Source organism: Actinophytocola sp. (assembly GCF_036002505.1).
Taxonomy (GTDB): Bacteria; Actinomycetota; Actinomycetes; order Mycobacteriales; family Pseudonocardiaceae; genus DASYTH01.
Genome location: NZ_DASYTH010000144.1, coordinates 1 through 15828, shown reverse-complemented (window position 1 = coordinate 15828; position 15828 = coordinate 1). Strand labels below are relative to the sequence as shown.

At 69.5% G+C, this 15828-nt stretch carries 16 protein-coding genes; 9 read left to right on the top strand and 7 right to left on the bottom strand.

The window, feature by feature from the left end; all coding sequences use genetic code 11:
• Positions 1-203: 203 nt before the first annotated feature.
• Positions 204-800 carry a nitroreductase family protein gene (locus tag VGR06_RS12465; RefSeq protein WP_327559192.1) on the bottom strand — a complete coding sequence of 199 codons (597 nt, stop codon included), beginning with the start codon at positions 798-800 and terminating at the stop codon, positions 204-206.
• Positions 801-810: 10 nt separating this feature from the next.
• Positions 811-1353: a YbaK/EbsC family protein gene (locus tag VGR06_RS12460; protein WP_327559191.1), complete on the bottom strand. Its 543-nt coding sequence runs from the start codon at positions 1351-1353 to the stop codon at positions 811-813.
• A 75-nt stretch (positions 1354-1428) separates the two neighbouring features.
• Between VGR06_RS12460 and VGR06_RS12455 the strand changes: the two genes are divergently transcribed.
• Positions 1429-2100: a hypothetical protein gene (locus VGR06_RS12455; protein ID WP_327559190.1), complete on the top strand. Its 672-nt coding sequence runs from the start codon at positions 1429-1431 to the stop codon at positions 2098-2100.
• Positions 2101-2106: 6 nt separating this feature from the next.
• On the opposite strand, the gene VGR06_RS12450 is transcribed toward VGR06_RS12455, so the two are convergent.
• The 3 genes from VGR06_RS12450 to VGR06_RS12440 all read right to left on the bottom strand — a co-directional run bounded on the left by VGR06_RS12450 (position 2107) and on the right by VGR06_RS12440 (position 3690).
• Complete coding sequence (locus VGR06_RS12450; protein ID WP_327559189.1) at positions 2107-2400, bottom strand: DUF2516 family protein; 294 nt, start codon at positions 2398-2400, stop codon at positions 2107-2109.
• A 179-nt stretch (positions 2401-2579) separates the two neighbouring features.
• Positions 2580-3257, bottom strand: a complete 678-nt coding sequence (locus VGR06_RS12445; RefSeq protein WP_327559188.1) for a hypothetical protein — start codon at positions 3255-3257, stop codon at positions 2580-2582.
• Position 3258: 1 nt separating this feature from the next.
• Positions 3259-3690, bottom strand: a complete 432-nt coding sequence (locus tag VGR06_RS12440) for a helix-turn-helix transcriptional regulator (RefSeq protein WP_327559187.1) — start codon at positions 3688-3690, stop codon at positions 3259-3261.
• Positions 3691-3801: 111 nt separating this feature from the next.
• On the opposite strand from VGR06_RS12440, the gene tgmC reads away from it, so the two are divergent.
• Positions 3802-4983 carry an ATP-grasp peptide maturase system methyltransferase gene (gene tgmC / locus VGR06_RS12435; RefSeq protein WP_327559186.1) on the top strand — a complete coding sequence of 394 codons (1182 nt, stop codon included), beginning with the start codon at positions 3802-3804 and terminating at the stop codon, positions 4981-4983.
• 79 nt (positions 4984-5062) lie between these two features.
• Positions 5063-6349, top strand: coding sequence for an ATP-binding protein (locus tag VGR06_RS12430; RefSeq protein ID WP_327559185.1), 1287 nt, complete (start codon positions 5063-5065; stop codon positions 6347-6349).
• On the opposite strand, the gene VGR06_RS12425 is transcribed toward VGR06_RS12430, so the two are convergent.
• Positions 6295-6945: an AAA family ATPase gene (locus tag VGR06_RS12425; protein ID WP_327559184.1), complete on the bottom strand. Its 651-nt coding sequence runs from the start codon at positions 6943-6945 to the stop codon at positions 6295-6297. The two genes, VGR06_RS12430 and VGR06_RS12425, sit on opposite strands and share 55 nt — an antisense overlap.
• A gap of 5 nt (positions 6946-6950) precedes the next feature.
• Positions 6951-7280 carry a zf-TFIIB domain-containing protein gene (locus tag VGR06_RS12420; protein ID WP_327559183.1) on the bottom strand — a complete coding sequence of 110 codons (330 nt, stop codon included), beginning with the start codon at positions 7278-7280 and terminating at the stop codon, positions 6951-6953.
• Positions 7281-7378: 98 nt separating this feature from the next.
• On the opposite strand from VGR06_RS12420, the gene VGR06_RS12415 reads away from it, so the two are divergent.
• The 6 genes from VGR06_RS12415 to VGR06_RS12390 form a co-directional block, all read left to right on the top strand.
• A complete protein-coding gene (locus VGR06_RS12415) occupies positions 7379-8128 on the top strand; it encodes a 3-hydroxybutyrate dehydrogenase (protein ID WP_327559182.1) in 750 nt (249 codons plus the stop codon).
• Between the two features lie 88 nt (positions 8129-8216).
• On the top strand, positions 8217-9536 hold the full coding sequence (locus tag VGR06_RS12410; RefSeq protein ID WP_327559235.1) for an MFS transporter: 1320 nt from the start codon (positions 8217-8219) through the stop codon (positions 9534-9536).
• Positions 9533-11311: a helix-turn-helix domain-containing protein gene (locus tag VGR06_RS12405; RefSeq protein WP_327559181.1), complete on the top strand. Its 1779-nt coding sequence runs from the start codon at positions 9533-9535 to the stop codon at positions 11309-11311. Before VGR06_RS12410 ends, VGR06_RS12405 begins: the two co-directional genes overlap by 4 nt.
• Positions 11312-11421: 110 nt before the next feature.
• Positions 11422-12927, top strand: a complete 1506-nt coding sequence (locus VGR06_RS12400) for a carboxypeptidase-like regulatory domain-containing protein (RefSeq protein WP_327559180.1) — start codon at positions 11422-11424, stop codon at positions 12925-12927.
• 157 nt (positions 12928-13084) lie between these two features.
• Positions 13085-14401 (top strand): GGDEF domain-containing protein, encoded by a 1317-nt coding sequence (locus VGR06_RS12395; RefSeq protein WP_327559179.1) that lies wholly within the window; start codon positions 13085-13087, stop codon positions 14399-14401.
• Between the two features lie 5 nt (positions 14402-14406).
• The coding region (locus VGR06_RS12390) for an ATP-binding protein (RefSeq protein WP_327559178.1) at positions 14407-15828 on the top strand (1422 nt) is incomplete at its 3' end.

Sequence of the window (15828 nt, the reverse complement as noted above, 5' to 3'; positions counted from 1 at the left end):
GGACATACCCGCCGGCATGTCGTAACGGTGTTGGCGGCTTACGTCGTCATGTTGGCGTGCTACGTCGCCGTGTTGGCTCCAGGCGCGGGTGTATCGGTCGGTGGTGACCGAGCTCGAGACTCAGCCGACGCGCACACGGCCAATACAGCGACGCCACACGCCAACACGACAGCGTCAGTGGCCAACACACGAACATCACCGCGCTAGGCGGACCAGCGGCCGCGGTGGATGACCTCGTCGGTGGGTTTGCGGCGGCTGCGTAGGTCGCGTTTGGGTGCGTCGTCGGGGTAGCCGATGGAGACGGCGCCGATCGGGTGGAACTGCTCGGGCACGCCGAAAGCCTCGCGGTAGTGGGGGATCCGCTCCTTGGGCAGGCCGAAGAAGCACGCACCGAGGCCGGCGTCGGTGGCGGTCTGCAGGATGAGCAGCGCCGCCATGCCGGTGTCGATGTCCCAGTACGGCGCCGGCCACCAGGAGTCGTCCTGGTCGGTGAAACCCTTGTCCGACTGGGCGTAGCGGTCGAGGTAGACGCTCTTGTTGGAGTGCGTCACGATCAGCAGCGGTGCCTCGACCGTGGCGGCCAGGTAGGGCGGGTCGTCCTCGAGGTGGCAGGCCTCGCGGAAGCGGGCGATGTCCTCCGGCGTCTCCAGCACGAGGAAACCCCAGCCCTGCGAGAAACCGGCGCTCGGCGCGCGGACCGCGTTCTGCAGGATGCGCTCGACGGTCTCCGGCGGCACCGGGCGGTCGGGGTCGTAGCTGCGGATCATGCGACGGCGCCGCACCACGTCTTGGAACTCCACGCCGCCGACCCTACTGGCCGAGGCCCTCGATCACCTCGGCTTCGGGCAGCGCGGCCAGCGCCGGGCCGGACACCAGCAGCTTGCTGCCCCGGATCCCGCTGCCGATCACGAGCTCCGGCAGCGCCGCGACCACGGAATCGATCAGCAGCGGCCACCCCTCGGGCAGGCCGATCGGCGTGATCCCGCCGTACGCCATCCCGGTCAGCTCGACCGCGCGGTCCATCGGCGCGAACGACGCCTTGCGCACGTCGAGCCGGCGCCGCACGATCCCGTTCACGTCCGCCCGGGTGGTGGCCAGCACCAGGCAGGCGGCGAACCGCTCCTCCCCCGACCGCTTCCCGGCCACGACCACGCAGTTCGCCGACGCCTCCAGCGGCGACCCGTACGCCTCGCAGAATGCCGCGGTGTCGGCCAGCTCCGGATCGATGGCGGCCACGCCGATCCGCTCACGCTCCGGCAGGTTTTCGAGGGCCTTGGCGACGGGCTCGCCCAGCAGGTCCAGGCGGTCGACGGCGCGCTCGACGGCCAGGGTGCCGGCAATGGTCCAGTTCACGACGCCAGGTTAGCCAACCGGATTTCCCGGTGTTCCCGGGTGATTGCGAGATATTCACTGTGTCAGGATCGGGGAATGACCGAGCCGGGGACCGATCCGCAGCCGTTGCCCGTTCCGGAGCCGCCCGCGCCGCGGACCCCTTGGAACCGTGCCCGGGCGGGTGGCGCGCTGCTGTTCCTGGGTGCCGCGGGGTTGACCGCGATCGGCTCGTTCCAGGCGCTGTACGCCGTCGAGATCGAGTATGTGGGCGAGCCCCGGCGGCAGAACCTACGCGTGACCAGTTGGGACCTCGAGTTCACCACCAACGGTGTGCCCGAAAGCGATGCCCTCGGCGCGCCCCTGCACGGCGTGCCGCTGATGTTCGGGGTCGCGGTTCTGCTGGCCACCGCCCTGCTCGGGCTGCTCGTCGCGGCGGCGCCGGCCGGCTCCCGGTTCGGCCGCGTGCACCGCATGTCCGCCGTGATCGCCGCGGTCTTCCTGGTCGCCACGGTCTGGAGCATCGGCATGCAGGAACTGTGGTACCGCGACGCCCTGCGGCCGCCCGACGGGCCGGAAACCCACTCCGCCGCGGGGGTCGGGCCCGGCTTCTGGTCGCTCCTGGCCGGCGCCGCGATCGCCGTCGTGGCCGCCGTGCTCGCCTGGCGCCCGGCGCGCGCGGAAGCCGCTGAACGGGAGGAGCCGGAGACTCCTGTGCTGGGGATTCCCGTCGTGGTCAGGCGGCTGCCGGACGAGCCGAACGGCGAGTAGGCGCGGTCACCACTTGTTGCCGCGCTGGACCTCGATGAGCTTCGGGCGGACGTCGACGATGTAGACGAGGGCGGCGACCAGGCCGGCCATCCAGAACATCCAGGCCACACCGGCGAAGCTGAACAGCAGCAGGGCGACCGCGGAGCCGGCGGTGATGGCGAGCCAGGCGGGCTTGGTGAGGCGGTCGGCGGCGGTGTAGGCGTCGGGCCGCTGCAGCAGGGCGTGCACGAAGGCGAACAAACCGACCGGGACCGCGCCCCAGTCGATCACCTTCAGTACAAGCCACGCTGAATACGGCATATCCACACCGCAAGACTACGTGGGCGCGGGTGGTCAGTTCCACACGACTACTGAGCGGGAGGGCTGACCTGCGTCGAGACCGTCCCGAACGTACGACTCGGTGGCCTGAACGTACGACTCGCGGTCCCGGACTGGAAATGCCCCATCCGGTGTGGGCACCGGATGGGGCATTCGAGGGGCTACTTGCCGGCGGGCTTGCTCTGGGCCGGCTTGCTGGCCGGGGCGGTGGTCCGGCGCGGGGCGGTCTTGGCGGCCACCTTGCGGGTGGTGCTGCGCACCTCGTGCGCGACCTCGTCGCCGGCCTCGGTCACGGCCTCGGCCACCTCGGCGGCCGTCTTGGTGACGTTCCGCGCGGTCTTCTCGCCGACCGAGCGGGTCCGCCTGGTCACCCGCGCCAGCACGTCCTCGGCCAGCTCGCGGGCGTCACCCGCGACGTCGCCGACCCGGTCCTGCAGGGTGGCGATGGCCTCCTCGAGGTTCTCCAGGGCCTTCTTGACCTGCGGCTGCGCGCGGAACTTGGCCAGCGCGTCCTCACCCGCGTCGGTCAGCTTCTGGTACAGCTTCTGCGCGGCCTCGGTGTACTCGTCGACCACCTTGCGCAGCTCGGCCGGGTCCAGCTTCTCGCGCAGCGTGGTCAGGTCGCCCGGCAGGTCCTCGACGGCACCCTTGGCCGCCTCGGCCCGCTCGCTGACCCGGGTGCGGGCCTTGTTCACGGCGTCCACCACGGCCTGGGTGGCCAGGTCGCCGGCACCGATGGCGGCCAGCAGCGGGGCGCGGACCTGCTCGACGGCGGTGTTCAGCGCCTCGACGGCCTGCTTGCGGGCCTTGCGCCCGTCCTTCGTCTTGGGCGTGGTCATCTCACTCACTCCTCGTGTGGGGTCCGTCCTTCTGTTCCTCACCGTCCACACCGGACCCCTCCACTGTGGACTGCATGCTCGTGTTCTCGCGGCGGAACGATTCATAAATATCCAGCAGAACCTGCTTCTGCCGCTCGGTGAGCGCCGGGTCCGCGCGGACCGCGTCGATCACCGGACCGCCCGCCGGCAGGTCGAGGATCCCGGCCTGCACGTACAGCGCCTCGGCGGAGATCCGCAGTCCCCTGGCGATCTGCTGCAGGATCTCGGCGCTGGGCTTGCGCAGGCCGCGCTCGATCTGGCTGAGGTACGGGTTGGACACACCGGCCTGTTTCGCCAGCTGGCGCAACGAGATCTTGGCGTGCTCGCGCTGCTGGCGGATGTACTCGCCGATGCCGCGCCCGAGGTCGGCAACCTTGTCGATGGCCTCGTTCACCGGGTTACCTCCTTGCGCCGTCACCGACACTACGCGCGGGTGCTAACTCTTGCAAGCACTCTGCTCGCACCTTGCCGGTGGGCTCGGTCACAGGCGACTACCGTGGAGGAGATGGCCACGCAGGACGAGGTCGAACGGCACGCGCGCCGGTTCCGCGAGCGGTTGGCGCGCGCGCTCGTCCGCGACGGCCTGCTGGCCGATGCCCGATGGCGAGCGGCGTTCGACGAGGTGCCGCGGCACGAGTTCCTGCCCCGGTTCTTCCGCCCGGTGGCGCCGAACGGCTGGGCCGCGGTCGACCTTACCGACGACGACTGGCTGTCGCAGGTCTACGCCAACCGGGTGCTGGTGACCCAACTCGACGGCGATCCGTCCCGCTGGGACAAGGCCCGCCGCACCGGCGAGATCCGCGGCGTGCCAACGAGTTCGTCCAGCATGCCGGCCATCATGGCGGTGATGCTGGACGCATTGTCGGTCGCCGCCGGCGACCGCGTGCTGGAGATCGGCACCGGCACCGGCTACAACGCCGCCCTGCTCTGCCACCGCCTCGGCGACACCCTGGTGTCCACAGTGGACGTCGATGCCACACTCGTCACCACCGCCCGGGAGCGCCTCGCCCGCTGCGGCTACCACCCCACCTGCGTGGCCACCGACGGCGCCCACGGCTACCTGCCGGACGCACCCTACGACCGGGTGCTGAGCACCTGCGCGGTCTCCGTCGTCCCCCTGTCCTGGCTCGCCCAGACCCGCCCCGGCGGCATCGTCGTCACCACGCTCAACCGCCCGCTCGGCGCCGGGCTGGTCCGCGTCATCGCCGGCGAGGGCCCGTGCGGCAGCGGTCGCGTGCTCGTCGACGACGGCCGGTTCATGCCGCTGCGCGCGCACCGCCACCCGGTCGACGAAGCGATGATCACCACGCTCGCCGAGGCCCCCGGCGCGTCCCGGCCGACCGACCTGCCAGCCGCCGCGGTGGCCAGCCCGGCCAGCCCGTTCGAGTTCTACGCCGGCCTCGACCTACCCGGCGTGACCGCGCTGACCCTCAACCCCACCACCGTGTTGCTGTTCCACCAGGACGGCTCCTGGGCCCGCCACCACACCAGCCGCGGCCGCCACGAGGTCATCCAGGGCGGCCCCCGCCCACTGTGGGACGAGCTGGAAACCGCGCACGCCCGATGGCTCTCCCTGGGCCGCCCGCGCCGCTCCCGGTTCGGCATCACCATCGAGCCCACCCAGCAGCAACTCTGGCTGGACGCCCCGGACAGCCCCTACAACTGGTCGCTCGGCGACCAGGCGTAGTCCAGCATTTCGACCATCTGTAGCGTAGATCTCCGACCATACGTAGCGTTGATAGGCGACCAGATGTAGTGTGCGCAGCATGGACGGCCCTGCGCGCAAGTATGTGCGTCGCATTGTCGACGCGGAGCTGGACGTGCTACTGCCTGTCCTGCCGGCGCTCTCCCTCGAAGGCGCGCGCGGCGTGGGCAAAACGTCGACCGCGCTGCGGCGAGCCAGGACCGTCCGCCGGATGGACGAGCCCGCCGAGCGAGCCGTCGCCTACGGCGACCTGAACCGGCTGGTCACCGGCCCCCGGCCGGTCCTCATCGATGAGTGGCAGCGGGTGCCGGAGTCATGGGACACGGTGCGACGGGCCGTCGATGCGGACTCGAGCGGAGGTCAGTTCCTGCTCACTGGCTCTTCGGCGCCGCTGGAGATTCCGACTCACTCCGGAGCAGGCCGGATCGTCACGATCCGCATGCGGCCGCTGGCCCTCTCCGAGCGCCGAATCGACACGCCGACCGTGAGCATCGCCGAACTCCTGACCGGCCGCCGGCCCACGGTCGAAGGGGCCACCTCGGTTGATCTTCAAAGGTACGCGGAGGAAATCGTCGCATCGGGATTTCCCGCCCTTCGCGGGCTGCCTGGGCGGGCCCTGCGTGCCCAGTTGGACAGCTATCTCGAGCGGATCACCGAACACGACTTCATCGAGCAGAACCGCCCGGTCCGCTCGCAGGCGCTGCTCCGCCGGTGGATGATCGCCTACGCCGCGGCCACCGCCACGACCGCCACGTACGAGACAATCCGCGACGCGGCTACCGGTGGCGAGGACAACAAGCCGGCCAGGACCACCACCCAGCCCTACCGCGAGGTGCTCGAACAGCTGTGGATCATCGAGCCGGTGCCCGCCTGGCTGCCGACCCGAAATCCCATCGCCCGCCTGGCGCTTCCCCCCAAGCATCACCTCGCCGATCCGGCCCTGGCGGCGCGGTTGCTCGGAGCCGACGCGGCGGCCCTCCTCGACACCCGACCCCTGGGGCCGCCGATTCCGCGCTCCGGGCCCCTGATCGGCGCACTCTTCGAATCACTGGTGACCCTCGAAGTTCGCGCGGGAGCGCAGGCCGCGGAGGCGAATGTCAAGCATCTGCGCACCAAAGGCGGCGAGCACGAGATCGATCTCGTCGTCGAGCGTGGTGACCACCGCGTCGTGGCGATCGAGGTCAAGCTTGCCCAGGCCGTCGCCGACGAGGACGTGCGGCACCTGCGCTGGCTGGCGAACCAGATCGGGGACGACCTGCTGGACGCCGTCGTGGTGACCACGGGGCGGGAGGCCTACCGCCGGTCCGACGGCATTGCCGTGGTCCCCGCCGTATTGCTGGGACCGTGATCCCGGACCCACGCGGCGACCTCGTCGGCGGTCTGCTCGGGGGTGCGGTCCGTGGTGTCGAGCAGGGTCATCTGCGGGGTCGTGGTGTTCTCCTTGACCCAGTGGTTGAACGTGATCATCTCGGCGATCCGGGCGTCGTCCCACTCGCGCCAGGCGGGGCGGGCGCGCAACCGGGTGCGCAGGGCGTCGTCGGAGGCGGTCAGGGCGAGGTAGTGGATGTCGCCGAGGAGCGGGCGTTCCGGGCGGTGCTCCAGCTGCGGTGGCACGACGGCGCCGCAGAGCAGGACCGGGCGGCCGTTCTGGTGCAGCATCGCGATCAGGCGCAGCCAGGTCTGGCGGAACGCGGCGTAGTCGTCCGCGGGGTCGCGCAGGGCGTCGACCCAGAGCAGGTCCTGCTCCAGAACGATCACATCGCTGCCGAGGCGGGCCGGGAGCAGACGGCCGACCGTGGACTTGCCGGTGCCGCTGGGGCCGGTGAGGGCGAACAGCGGCAGCCGGCGGAACGGCTCACGATGCCCACAGTGGGCGCACTCGACGACCGGGCCGGAGCGGACCGCCGGACGGTCCGCCCACTCGCCGCACCCGGCGCAGATCATCAGGTTCAGTCGAACAGCTCCTCGAGGAAGCCGCGCCGCTTGCGCCGGCCGTGGCCGTGCGGTGGCGGCGAGTCGCGGTACCCCCCGCCGCCGTACGCGGGCGGCGAATCGCGGTAGCCGCCGCGGTACGGCGCCGGCGAGTCCCGGTACCCGCCACCGCCCGGCTCCGGCCGGTAGGGCGGCGGTGCGGCGGAGTAGTGCCGCTGCTCGGCACCGGCGATCTGCTCCAGCTCACCGCGGTCGAGAAAGATGCCGCGGCATCCCTCGCACTGCTCGATGTGCACTCCCATCCGGTCCACGGTCTGCATGACGTTCTGGCATTTCGGACAAATCACGTTTCCACCCTACTGGTGGCGGGCACCATGCGCCGCTCATGGGTTGTAGGGCTTGACCACATCGTCGGCAATGCGGGGAAAACCTAACGTCGACTGCTATGACGAACGAGCTCGACGGGCGGACCGCACTGGTCACCGGTGGGGGTGGCGGCATCGGGCGGGCCTGCGTGCGGGCGCTGGCCGGGGCGGGCGCGAAGGTGCACGTGGTGGACCGGGACGGGGCGGCCGCCGAGGAGATCGCGGCCGAGGTCGGCGGGTGGGCACACGTCGTGGACCTGGCGGATGCGACGGCGATCGAGCGGCTGCCGGGTGAGGTCGACGTGCTGGTGAACAACGCCGGGTTGCAGCACGTGGCGCCGCTGCACGAGTTTCCGGTGGAGAAGTTCCTGCTGCTGCAACAGGTCATGGTGACCGCACCGTTTCTGCTGATCCGCCGGTGCCTGCCGCACATGTACGCGCGCGGCTGGGGGCGCATCGTGAACATCTCCAGCGCGCACGGGTTGCGGGCGAGCGCGAACAAGTCGGCGTACGTGACCGCGAAGCACGCGCTGGACGGACTGTCCAAAGTGGCCGCTCTGGAGGGCGCGCCGCACGGGGTGACGAGCAACTGCGTGAACCCCGGGTATGTGCGGACTCCCTTGGTGGCCAACCAGATCGCGGCGCAGGCGGCCCTGCACGGCATCGGCGCGGACGAGGTCGTCGAGCGGGTGCTGCTGGACCGGTCCGCGATCAAGAAGCTGATCGAGCCCGAGCAGGTGGCGGCGCTGGTGCTGTGGCTCTGCGGTGACCACGCGGCCGCGCTCACCGGGGCGTCGCTTCCCCTTGACGGCGGCTGGACCGCGAACTGACCCGTCCCCAACCATCCAACGAAGTGCGGTGATTCTCTTGTCCACAAGTACGAACCGGCGGCAGATCGTCAAGGTCGTCGGCGCCAGCATGATCGGCACCACGGTCGAGTGGTACGACTTCTTCCTCTACCAGTCGGCCGCGGCCCTGGTGTTCAACAAGTTGTTCTTCCCGAACGCGGACCCGCTCACCGGCACGCTGCTGGCGTTCCTCACCTACGCCATCGGATTCGGCGCCCGGCCGATCGGCGGCCTGGTGTTCGGCCACTTCGGGGACCGGTTGGGGCGCAAGCGGTTACTGGTGCTGAGCCTGGTGCTGATGGGCATCTCGACGTTCGGCATGGGCCTGCTGCCGACCTACGCGGCGGTCGGCGTCGCGGCGCCGCTGCTGCTCACGTTCCTCCGCCTGGTGCAGGGATTCGCGCTGGGCGGCGAGTGGGGCGGCGCGGTGCTGATCGTCTCCGAGCACACCGACCCGAAACGGCGCGGCTTCTGGGCGTCGTTCCCGCAGGCCGGCGTCCCGGCCGGCAACCTGATTGCGACCGCGGTGCTCGCGATCCTCTCCGCGGTGCAGTCCGACGCCGCGTTCCTGTCCTGGGGCTGGCGGATCCCGTTCCTGCTCTCCGCGGTGCTGGTCGTGATCGGCTTGTGGATTCGCCTGTCCATCTCGGAGTCGCCGGTGTTCCTCGCCGCCGCCGAGGAGGCCGGGAAGCGGGCGGAGAAGGAGCACCCGCCGGTCATCGAGGTGGTCCGCCGGAGCTGGCGGTCGCTGCTGGTCGCGATGGGCGCCCGGATGGCGGAGAACATGTCCTACTACGTGATCACCGCGTTCATCCTGGTGTACATCACCACCGCGCTGCACCTGACCCGCTCGACCGGGCTGAACGCGGTGCTGATCGCCTCCGGCGTGCACCTGGTCACCGTGCCGCTGTGGGGCGCGCTGTCCGACCGGGTCGGCCGCAAACCGGTCTACCTGTTCGGCGCCGTCGGCATGGGCGTGTGGGCCTTCGCGTTCTTCGCCCTGCTCGACACGAAGTCGTTCTGGGTCATCACGCTGGCGGTGACCGTCGGCCTGGTGCTGCACGGCGCGATGTACGGCCCGCAGGCGGCGTTCTTCTCGGAGCTGTTCGGAACCCGGGTGCGTTATTCCGGCGCGTCGATCGGCTACCAGCTCGCCTCCATCGCCGCGGGTGCGCTCGCCCCGATCATCGCGGTCGCACTGCTCGGCGGCCTGCACAGCACCGTGCCGATCTCGCTCTACATGGCCGGCATGTGTGTGATCACCATCATCGCGGTGCTGCTGGCCCGGGAGACCCGCGGAGCATCGCTGACCGCCGAGGCGCCCCACGTGCCGGCCGCGCGAGTGCCGACCGACGAGATCGGCACGAAGGCGAGTCCAGTGACAACATGACCCTCGTGGTACATCCGGGCTCTGACAGCAAGAGCACAGTACGCCAGCTGCTCGACCTGCTCGCCGAAGGCGCGAGCGGCGAGCGGCTGGCGCACGCCACGGAGCTGGTGCTGCGCATCGAGAACACGCTCGCCGCGCACCGCCGCCGGGAGGCCGAGCTGACCGCGTTGTTCGACACGGCAAGCGATCTGGCCCGGCTGCGCGACCCCGACGCGGTGCTCCGCTCGATCGTGCACCGGGCCCGGATGCTGCTCGGCGCGGACGTGTCCTACCTGACGCTCAACGACGAGCCAGCCGGCCGGACCTACATGCGGGTCACCGACGGGTCCGCGTCCGCCCTGTTCCAGCAGGTCACCCTCGGCATGGGCGAAGGGCTGGGCGGTCTGGTCGCGCAGACCGCCCGCCCCTACGCCACCTCCGGCTACGTCGCCGACGAACGCTTCCTCCACACCACCGCGATCGACACCGCCGTCCGCGACGAGGGCCTCGTCGCCATTCTCGGCGTCCCCCTTTCCTTGGGCACCAAGGTGATCGGCGTCCTCTACGCCGCCGACCGCACCCCCCGCGCCTGGGCCGCCGAAGAAGTCGCGCTGCTCTCCTCCCTGGCCAACCACGCCGCCGTGGCATTGGACAACGCACGCCTCCTCGACGAGATCAGCGCCCACAACGAGGCACTCCGCCGGGCCCAGGAAGCCCACGACCGCCTCGCCGACCTGGTCCTCCGCGGCGGCGACATCCCCTCCGTGGCCGCCGCCGTCGCCGGCGTCCTGCACGGCGGCATCGTGCTCTTCGACGCCGAAGGCACCGAGCTGGCCCGGGTGAATGCGGATCCGGTGACGCCGCCGGTCGCCACCATCGCCGTGGCCCGCTCCAGCGGCCGCGCCGTGTCCACTTCGGACACCTGGGTCTGCGCCGTCCTCGCCGGCCCGGAGTTGCTGGGCAGCCTCGTGCTCACGGGCCGCCGGGAGTTGGGCGACGCCGACCGCCGGTTGTTCGAACGCGCCAGCGTCGTCACCGCCCTGCTCATCCTGCTGCAACGCTCGGTGGCCCAAGCCGAAGACGCCGTCCGCGGCGAGCTCCTCGCCGACCTCCTCACCACCCCCTCCCGCAACCCGACGGCGTTGCTGGCCCGCGCCCGCCGCCTCGGCATCGACCTCACGACCCCTCATTCGGTGCTCATCACGCACACCGACGGCGTGTCCCGCCGCCGCCTCGCCACCGCCTGCACCCGCTACGCCACCCTCGTCGGTATTCACGCCGAGCAGGTCGTCCTCCTCGTCGCCGACACCTCCCCCGGCCCCCTCGCGACCAAGCTGTCCGCCGAGCTTTCGTCCACTCTGGACACCCCGGTCACCGTCGGCGCCAGCGGACCCGCCACCGGCCCCGAACCTCTCGCCACCGCGCACACCGAAGCCACCCGCTGCGTTCGCGCCCTCCTCGCGTTGGGCCAGGTAGGCCACGGCGCCGCGCTGACCGACCTGGGCTTCGTCGGCCAGCTGTTGGGCGACCGCACCGACCTCGGTGCGTACATCCAGTCGACCCTGGGCCCCGTCCTCGACTACGACGCCCGCCGTGGCACCGACCTCATCCACACCCTCCAGGCCTACTTCGAGTGCGGCGCCAACCTCACCCGCGCCAAGGACCTCCTCCATGTCCACGTCAACACCGTCGTCCAACGCCTCGACCGCATCACCTCCCTCCTCGGCGACAACTGGCAATCCCCTGACCGCGCCCTGGAGATCCAACTCGCGCTCCGCATCCTCAGTCTTTCCTGAACCCAATGGCGCGGTGCACACTTGTCCGGCGGTCGCCGGGGGGTCCGGCGCCGAACTGGGAGGAAAGACTCTTGGCCAGATCGGTTATGTCACGCTGCCTTCCCATCGGCATGGTCACACTGCTACTCGCGGTCGGTGCTCCCACGGTGGCCACAGCGGACTTCGATACACGCATCGTCGGGCAGGTCACGAGAACCGACGGGACACCCGTGGCGGGTGTGTTCGTCGTGGTGATCCAGGTGCCGCGCGGAGCCTTCGGCGGCTCGGCTACCACCGACGCGAACGGTAGGTACGCCATCGGTGACCTGAACGGCTTCGGTCTCGCATACAAGGTGGAATTCTTCTACCGGTCCAACAGCGCACAATGGGCGCACCAGAAAACGACCTTCGAAGATGCTGAGGCGTTCACGCCCACCGACGGCGAGGACACCGTGGTGGACGAGGTGCTCTTTCCCAGGGGAACGCTGGAGGTCACCGCGTCGGACAAGCTGACCGGCGCACCGGTCAACCATTTCTGCGCCGCGACGTCCGGGCCGTTCGGAGGCGGTGGCTGCACGGACACCGGCACGGTAACACTCGAGGATCTGCCGCTCGGCGACTACCGGGTATTTGCCACAGACAATGAGAACTACTTTTCCGCCGACAGCGCGGTGACCGTGTTCGCCGGCACCACGACGCGGATCCATTTCGCGCTGGAACCGGTCGCGTTCATCACGGCGACCATCCAGGACGCCGGCACCCACGCGCCGGTGGCCTTTGCCTGCCTACAGGCGGTGGGAAACTTCGGCGGCTTCGGTCCCTTCTCCGACTACTGCAGCGGATCCGATGGGCAGGTCAGGATCGGACAACTGCATACCGGCCGGTACCGGCTGTATGTCTCGGCCCTGGACGGGGTGCACGGCGACCAGTGGGTGGGCCCCCACGGCGGAACCGGCATCGAGTTCTTCGCCCGGCCGGTCGACGTCACCGCGGGGCAGACCGTGACCGTGCCGCCGGTGCAACTCGACGGCGCCGGCTCGATCAGCGGCACGGTCGTGGACAAGGCCACCGGCCAACCGGCCAGGGACGTGTGTGCGTTCACGCATGCGGGCACCCCCACCGGCGGACCGGAGCTCACGTACTGCACCAAGACAGACGGCACGTACACGATCAACCATGTCGGGCCGTACGTCTGGCCGGTCCAGTTCACCAGCACCACCGGGGGGTATCCCTGGCAGTGGTCGGGCGATCAGCCGACCCAGCTCAGCGCGCGGCCGGTAACCATCCACATTGGACAGAATACCCCGCTGGACGCCCATCTGGGCCCGGTCGCGACGGTCAGCGGTCGAGTCACCCGCGCCGACGGGCGACCACCGCTGCAGGGGGTTGTCAAGGCGTTCAACGCGGTCACCGGCGAGCCGGTGGCGAACGACGCGCTGATCGAACAGGACGGCACCTACCGCCTTATCGGCGTCGCGGGCCCGCAGTTCGTCCGGCTCGAGTTCCTTGACGCCGGCGGTGACCGGGTGACCCGGTGGTACCGCGACTCGTCGAGCTACGAGTCGGCGACTCCCGTGCCGGTGCGTTCCGGCGCGACCGTCACCGGCATCGATGCCGTGCTACCGCAAGGAAGTTAGTCCAGGCGGACTGAGCCGCGCCGCACGGCTGCCGAGGCCATGGGGCGCGGCCCGCTGGTCAAACAATGGACAGCCGGCGCAAGATGTAACGAACGGCGCCCACCGACCGCTCATAGTGATTGAGTGAGCACGGAATCTGGATCCGCCAGGCGGGGGTATGGCGATCATGAACATCGAGCGCACCGCGGCGTCCCCAGCGACCCAGCCGACGATACGAGATCTCATCTCGCCCACCCGCTGGGAGGTGTGGACCCAGCGGCGCAGCGCGATCGTCTACTGGTGCCTGTCCACGATCATCGCCCTGGCCGCCACGATGGTCATCGCGGTCCGTGCGCCGGTCCATGCCGGTGACATCGCCGTGCTTGCCGCGCTGGCGGTGATGGGTGTCGGACAGGCCGAGCTCGGCCGGCAGGTCGAGCGGGTCCGCCACCGGATCGCCGGCACGGTGCACATCAACATGACCTCGGTATGGCTGGTACCGGCGATTCTGCTGCTCCCGCCGGCCCTCACCGCCGTCCTGGTCATCGTGCTCCACGTGCACCTGAAATGCCGCAGCTGGTACCGGCTGAAACGGGTGTCCGCGTTCCGGATCGTCTTCACGATCTCGATTACCATCCTGACCTGTTACATCACCCGCTCCGTCACCGACGCCACCGGAATTCACGGCGCGCGGGACGCCATTCACGCAGGCCGGGCCGGTACCGGCGTGATCGCCCTCGCGGCCGTCGCCTACTTCATCGTCAACGCGGTCATCGTCATCCCAGGTCTCACCACCACCGACCGCAGCGTGCGCAACCTGATCGGTGGCTGGCAGGACAACCTGCTCGAGTTCGCCACCCTGTGCCTCGGCGCCCTCGTCGCGGCAGCATTCGCCACCCTGCCCGCGCTCGCCGCACTGATCATCCCAACGGTGTACCTGCTGCACCGCGCCGTCCTCATCGAGCAACTCGAATCGGCCGCCCGCCAGGACGACAAAACGGGCGTCTGGAACATGGCCGGCTGGCACCGCCTGGCCAACCAGGAACTGACCAGAGACGGCGCCCCGTTCGGCGTGCTCATGGTCGATCTCGACCACTTCAAACGGATCAACGACCGCCACGGCCACCTCGCCGGCGACGCCGTCCTCAAAGCCGTCGCCGACACCATCGCGGCGACGGTTCGCCGCCGCGACTCCGTAGGCCGCTTCGGCGGCGAGGAGTTCGTCGTCCTCCTCCCCGGCCTGACCCCGCCCCACATCCACGAAATCGCCGAACGCATCCGCACCGCCATCACCAAACTGAAGATCACCGTCCTGGTCGCCGACCACGACCGCCACATCACCGACCTCACCGCCTCCATCGGCATCGCCACCTACCCCACCTCCGGCACCTCCATCGAACGCCTCCTCCAAGCCGCCGACACCGCCATGTACCGCGCAAAAGCAACCGGCCGCAACCGCGTGTGCCCCACCCCAACGGATTCCCCGTCACACTGACAGCCGTGACCGTGCACAACGAGGCCGGAGGCAGGCTCAACGGTTCAATCGTGCAAGCCGGCTCAATCCACCACGTCTCGCTAGCCCATTCCTCAATGGCGCCCGTAGTCCCCCGCCAACTCCCCCTGGCGATCCGAGACTTCGTCGGCCGCACCGAGCACTTGGCCGCCCTCGACGCCCTCCTCCCCACCGAGGAAGCCGGCACAGTAGTGATCTCCGCCCTCGACGGCACCGGCGGAGTAGGCAAGACAACCCTCGCCGTCCACTGGGCCCACAGCGTCCAAGACCGCTTCCCCGACGGCACCCTCTACGTCAACCTCCGCGGCTACGGCCCCGGCGAACCCGCCACCCCAACCGAAGTCCTCGACGGCTTCCTCCGCGCCCTAGGCTGCCCACCAGAAGGAATTCCGATCGGCCAAGAAGCCCAAGCCGGCCTCTACCGATCCCTCCTAGCCGGCTGCCGCGTGCTGATCGTGCTCGACAACGCCAACACCGCCGACCAAGTCCGCCCACTGCTGCCAGGCAGCGCCGGCTGCCTGGTGCTGATAACCAGCCGCGCAAGCCTGATCGGGCTGGTAATCAGCGAATCAGCGATCCGCGTGACCCTCGACCTCCTCACCCCACAAGAGGCTGTCGACCTGGTCCGCAGCATCATCGGCAACGACCGCGCAGCCTCCGAACCAGAATCCGTGGCCCAACTGACCCAACTCTGCGCCCGCCTGCCGCTGGCATTGCGAATCGCCGCCCACCGCGCCGCCGCCCACCCGCAAAGCCCGATCGCTGAACTGGTCGCCGAACTGTCCGACATGCAAACCCGGCTCGACTATCTCACCGTGCCCGGCGACGAACTAGCCACCGTTCGAACGGTTCTTTCCTGGTCTGACCGCATCCTTCCCGCCGACCAGGCCCGAATGTTCCGCCTACTTGGCCTCCACCCCGGACCGCATATCAGCGCCGATGCAGCGTCGGCACTTGCCGACATATCCCCACTTGATGCCCGGTTTCTCCTCGACGGTCTCGCCGACGCGCATCTGCTCAACCATACCGCCAGTAACCGATACGCGTTCCACGATCTGCTTCGCGTCTACGCAAACGAACGGGTCCACCAACTCGAATCCGACAGCGAACGCGACGCCGCGATCTCCCGTCTGCTTGGCTGGTATCTACATGTAACCGACAACGCCACCCGGCATTTCGACCACGGCCGCCGGCCGATTCTCCGAGATGCAGATCCTCCGAATTATCCACTAATCACCACAACCCAGTCCGAGGCGATTAAATGGCTGGAAGTTGAAGCCTCCAACCTGCTCGCCGTTACCCGCATAGCCGCCGAGATGAACCTGCATGGCATGGCATGGCAATTACCTGCAGCAAACATATCGAGCCTCGTCATGCCTCTCGACGATCAGATCGAAATGTACACCACT